Annotated in this window: 6 protein-coding genes; all 6 read right to left on the bottom strand. The window is 46.2% G+C overall.

Annotation, left to right across the window (positions count from 1 at the left end; genetic code table 11):
- Positions 1-105: 105 nt before the first annotated feature.
- Positions 106-378, bottom strand: coding sequence for a CRISPR-associated endonuclease Cas2 (gene cas2 / locus COY37_RS08175; RefSeq protein ID WP_286677388.1), 273 nt, complete (start codon positions 376-378; stop codon positions 106-108).
- 23 nt (positions 379-401) lie between these two features.
- Entirely contained in the window at positions 402-674 is a 273-nt protein-coding gene (gene cas2 / locus COY37_RS08170) for a CRISPR-associated endonuclease Cas2 (RefSeq protein ID WP_286677389.1), read from the bottom strand.
- Between the two features lie 5 nt (positions 675-679).
- Positions 680-1,672, bottom strand: coding sequence for a CRISPR-associated endonuclease Cas1 (cas1, locus tag COY37_RS08165; RefSeq protein ID WP_286677390.1), 993 nt, complete (start codon positions 1,670-1,672; stop codon positions 680-682).
- A 60-nt stretch (positions 1,673-1,732) separates the two neighbouring features.
- Complete coding sequence (cas4, locus tag COY37_RS08160) at positions 1,733-3,433, bottom strand: CRISPR-associated protein Cas4 (protein ID WP_286677391.1); 1,701 nt, start codon at positions 3,431-3,433, stop codon at positions 1,733-1,735.
- 176 nt (positions 3,434-3,609) lie between these two features.
- Positions 3,610-4,617 (bottom strand): CRISPR-associated endonuclease Cas1, encoded by a 1,008-nt coding sequence (gene cas1 / locus COY37_RS08155; RefSeq protein ID WP_286677392.1) that lies wholly within the window; start codon positions 4,615-4,617, stop codon positions 3,610-3,612.
- 21 nt (positions 4,618-4,638) lie between these two features.
- Positions 4,639-5,606, bottom strand: a 968-nt coding sequence (gene cas6, locus COY37_RS08150; protein WP_286977163.1) for a CRISPR system precrRNA processing endoribonuclease RAMP protein Cas6, incomplete at its 5' end; no start/stop codon positions are given.

The raw sequence follows: 5,606 nt of genomic DNA, 5'->3' as shown, positions 1-5,606 counted from the left end.
TTGCATAGCACCTACCCTCACTCGTTGTCTACCAGCACTTATGTATAGCTACCATCCCACAAAAGCCTTGCGAGCGGGACGGTGGTTTATTTGACCTGGTAGATCTCATAGTTCGATGACATCATTTAAGACGGTTATTGGGATGCCTCCCAGCATCTCTATATTATTCACGCAGACCTCGCAGAGTCTGTAATATCGTACCTGATCTTCTTTCGCCATCACATCATTTATTCGTTGCTTAGCCTCACAAAGTTGAGCATCTGTAAGATCGGCTTCAAATACCGAGTATTGAACCCTGGCCCCATAGTCTTTAAGAATGGAGGCGATTTTATATCTTCTTTTGTCATCCTGTATGTCGTAACTTATTACGGTGAACATTCGATGCCTCGGTGCAATATCCTTTAAACAATATAAAAATCTTCTTCTTTTAAGATGTAACCGGTTCCGCTCAACGTAGTTCGCTTGTCGCATGCCTCACATAACCGATAAAACCTTACACCATCGCCCTTTTTAATAATTGAACGTACTTTCTTTTTCATTTTCTGATAATCGCCCTTGTCAAGCATGCATTCAAAAACGCTTAGCTGAACTGGAATACCGAAATCTTTTAGTGCCTTGTGCGCTTTATTCCTTCGCTTGTCGTCCTCAATGTCATAGGTAACCATTATAAACATCGCCGCTACCTCGAAATATGTGGATAGTACTCGTCCGTATAGCCGAGAATGTGTTTTGCCAGGAATCGGGCTTGCAGGTCTATGCACTGCCTGAAATCAGTTTGATAGCGAAAGTAAGGATGTTCAAATTCAGATGAGAGCTTCTTGTTAAAGTGAATTATTACCTTCTCTATGCCCGCATCTGATAAAGACATGCCATCGCTCTCCTGTATGAAATCGGATTGCTCGATGACCCTGTTGTTGATTACATTTAAAACAACCGCATCCGCAATAATCGGCCTGAATTCTTCCATTACATCAAGCACAAGCGCCGGCCTTCCATATTTGCATACGTGATAAAATCCCTGGTAGGGATCAAGGCCAGTGGCTGATATAGATGAGAAAACGGCATTTTTTAAAAGCGCATATGAGAAGCTGAGCAGCACATTTACCGGGTCGGTCGGGGGTCTTCTGCGCCGAGCCGAAAACGAGAACGCCTCGTTGAGTGAGCCCCTGATAACCGAAAAATAACGCCTGGATATTTCACCCTCTAACGCCCTCAGTATAGCTATATCAGTAGCAGTATTAACGTGTGCACGTAAAACATCTAGTTCTTGCCGCACACTGTCGGAATTAATAGTACGGTTTCTCAATATACGCAGACACCGATTACGCTGGTTAAGGGCTTTGCCGGCCACTATGGCTCTGGTGAATGTTAGACGAAACACGGGGTCTTCAGCTTTTCTAAACTGGCGTTGCCTGAGCAGGATATTCTTAGAATATTCGGGTTGCAACCTGCCCTTGTATCTGCCCCGAGTAGAAAGGTACACGGTATCGATTCCTTCGTCTAACAAGAAAGATATCGCGGGTGTGGTAATGCTCACATTACCGACAATGACCAGCTTGTCGAGGTAAATTGAGGGAACTTCTTTCAGGCGCTTCCCATCTTTGGTTATTACAAGTCGCTCTCCTCGTTTGTGAACAACCGCGCCCTGTTCTGTTACATACAGCGTTGCCATTGCCAAACCTCACCGGTATCTTGGTTGCCAGAACCAAGTTTCCATTCAATGTATCGTATGCTATTTGATAATGTGCTTAAAAACTCCCTCGCGTGCAAAGCGCTTTAGGCGAACAGTTTCTTCTGGTAGACACATATGCCTTGTTGAACACCTGAAACATTTCGTGCTCGGCATTATGGTGTCATGCGTTGTTCTTCTCTGCAACTCTCTTGCCTCGCTAATAATTCTTATGGTGTAGCAGCGTAATTTGTGGTCAAACGAAACCTTCTCTCTGGATCTGCTCTCGGTAAAATAAACATAGCCGTGCGGGACCGGACGCGCTGTCATATCCTCTAGAGCCAGCGCTTGAGCACATAACTGCACTCGAATACTGGGCCATAACGTACTTCGCTGGCCTGTCTTATACTCAACCGGCAACAGCCCCCCATCCTTTTGTTCCAGCACGTCAGCACGACCTGTTATACCTAAGCGTCGTGAGAACAACGGTCGATTTGTCAAAACCACCTTGCCACCCCGGTTAGTGGTGCTATCACTGTGGACAGTTTCGTGCAGCACGCGACCGGCGAGCATATCCTGGTTCTCATAGACAAACCCAAGCACATGCCTGTAATAGAAGGCGTTGCGGCAGAATACATAATCAGCTAAAGCGGATATTTCGATATGCGCATCAGCAAACGGATAAAATGAAGATGAGCGTCCATGGTAACCGGTTCCCCTCTGCCGATTGGCCGTAGTGCTACGGCGGGCTAGCTGATTTGAAGGGCCATTGTGCTCATTAGTGATGAGAAAGCCCGGGGCAGTCTCCATTTCTGCGCCGATCGCGGCATCATAAACAATCGGTGTGCATAATTGCTCATCAATAGCTGTCTTTTCAACCTTCTTGCCCGGTCTCGGCGCAAGCACCATAGAACCGACAAAGAGGGCTCCGAGATATCTAAATCCCGTGGTAAAGTTTGTGATCCTCGTTTTATCGACGTTGAGCGCGAGACGAAGTTCTCGCAGCAAAGCCTCAACGTCTTGGAGTGCCCGGTCCGCTTGGGGTCTTTCTCGACACAGAATAATAAAGTCGTCAGAATAGCGAATCAGCTTGTATCCCTTTGTTGAAAGCGCCTCATCAAACACATCGAGATAAAGGTTAGAAAGAAGCGGCGAAACTGGCGAACCTTGTGGAAGCCCCTTTTCGCGCCGCTTTACAACAAAACCATCCTGTACGCCGCATTCCAGCCACATGCGAATAAGATTGGCGATACGACGATCTTTGATATATTTACCAAACGCATTGAGCACCAGCTCATGATCAACTTCATCAAAGTAATCGTCTATGTCCGCATCCAGCACCCAAGTATAACCATCCGATCGGTACCGCTCAATTCTTGCGATTGCATGGTAAATTGATCTGCCTTTGCGGTATGCAAAGCTACAATCCTCAAACTCTTGGTCGATAAGTCGGCCGATAATATTAAGTACAGCTTGTTGGGCTACTCTATCCACAACAGCCGGAATCGCAAGCTTTCTCTTACTGCCATCCTTTTTCAGGATAATTACCTGTCGCAATGGTAGAGGACGATAATCGCACAAACGCAAGCGGTTTTCGAGCCCACCGAGATTTGCGTCAAGATCTTGCTCAAAATCTTCAATCGTTACCCGATCCGAACCTGCGCACCCTTTGTTGTCCCTTACCTTTTCCCAGGCCAGGCGCAAATTAGAGCTATTGCAGACCATCTCGTACAACCCTTTATTATCCAACCGAGCTTTTCTCATAGCTACACCCACCTTGCGGAGCTTTTATCGCTGCCGTTTAAGACACTACTGCTGGCTTAAATACCATATCCTTAATATTCCATATATCATATTGTATTACTACCCACTAAGGGATTATTTTAGCGCCTGTATATTTGTTAACCGTTATATAGACTTGATCGCAAGAGGCAGAGAACTTACCTGACAGTGAAAGGTTGATATGAGTGCTCATCTGATAGGAGTATTCGCACCAGATAACGTGCCTGCAATTCAACACAGCGTTCATAACTTGTACGCTCTGCCTCATGAGGATGGATCGTGGTTGTTGTTATGCGTTGCCGAAACGCTTTAAAGAACATTGCTTTGCCCCGCTCGCTAAGGCGAACATCACCATCTTGTATGGCAAAATCAGTATCCGTAATTATCTTGCTGTTGACCAATCTCAACACAACCGAATCTGCAATCACGGGTCTGAACTCTTCCATTAAATCGAGCGCAAGGGACGACCTCCCAAATCTGTCCTGATGGAAAAAGCCCTGGTATGGATCAAGCCCCACGATACACACCGCCGTATTAACCAGGGAGGTCAAAAGCGCATATGAGAAGCTTAGCAGTACGTTGATGGGATCAGCAGGTGGGCGTCTGGAGCGTTTGCTAAAGTTTAAAGCGTCACCATCGCTCGTTTTAACAATAGATTTAAAAGCGCTGAAATAACTTTTGCTGGCGCTTCCTTCATAACCTTGTAATTGTGCAAGCGATGTCGCTTCGTCTATGCACGCGAGCGCACGTTCAATTTCTGCGATCGCAAGAGCAACAGATGTATCTTTTAATTTACGGTTGTAGCGCAAAAGGAGCGTTCTCATGTTTGAGAGTTTTCCCCGTACGATCTGGCGGGCAAAACGAAGACAAAACTCGGGGTTGGCCGCCATTGCGTACTGCTGCTTTCGCACGCTAACGTCACCGCCAAGCTCACCCTGAAAGCGACCTATATAATGGCCATAATACGAAAGGATTACCAGGTCAACCGAATGCGATGCAAGTAGCTCCAACGCGCAGGTCGTTAGCAGAACGTTGCCGATAACAACGACCTGTTTCAAATTCGAAACCGGCACCGATGTCGTGGGCCTATCCTTGCACTTAACTACTAAGTGACCGCCCTCTTTCCGTATAATCGCACCTTGTTCGTCGACATAAAGGACCGGCATACTCCACCTATAAGATAACCGCTAATTAACCTCGTAACGCCCACAGCCAAAAACACAGCCTTTCCCGACGTGGACTACTTGACCCAACATTAAAATCGGATAAAACGTTTTAAGATCACCGGCATATAGCACCTGACCGATTACACCGGATAGGCTGTCTTTTTTCTCTTGCCTGCTTGAATACCTGGCAACGCTGTGTTTACGTATATCGGTACTCAAAATACCAACACAGGTCGCCCAGTCACGCAATGTCCGTAACTCATTATTCCAGGCTCCTCCACAGAAATACGTGTTGAGGTTGTTTAGCCTGGTGGTAAGACTTTGGATAAGCCCAACAAATGGTATTTCATCGAATAACCACCGCTTGTCAAACTTAATCCTGGTAGGGCTTAAGAAATTTACCAAGACCTTGTCCTCGGGCAACCGGTTCATGCCGTCTAAATATGTGCTTGCATTGATGATTTTTTTATCATCGCTCAACGACCCATCACGCTCATCGAAAATAGGAGTACCCTCATCCGTAAAAACATCGATGGCTTCAACGAGAGATAACCTGTACTTTGCCCACTCTCTTCCTATGCCTATCTCTCCGAGTTCTTTTAAAGCGAATATAAAATATGGCAAATAATCAATCGCTTTACCAATCAAAACCAAGTTAAATCTGAGCACATCGCCTACATTAAAATGCTTCTGATCATCAAGGGGCGGCTCAAACACATAAGGCCGGGGGAGATTCTCGTTTGAGCTAAAATGCCGTGCCGAATCCGGCGGCGAAGGCTCAAATACATATGCATACGGGCAACTGGTCTTTATCAGACACGAAGCGCAATCACCTTGCTTGCTTACACAACACGCCTTTTTAAACACATGACCAAATCCACCCCTCAACATGGAGCCCTTAAACGCCGGAAGCACCATCTCCTCCCTGGCAACTATTGTAAACCGAAATTTTGCAGCCTTAAACTCGCTTAGCATGTTATAAACCTCCT

This window comes from Candidatus Aquicultor secundus, from assembly GCF_002791875.1.
GTDB classification, from domain to species: domain Bacteria; phylum Actinomycetota; class Aquicultoria; order Aquicultorales; family Aquicultoraceae; genus Aquicultor_A; species Aquicultor_A secundus.
Note: the sequence above shows the minus strand (reverse complement) of the source record. Positions and strands in the feature narration are given on the sequence as shown.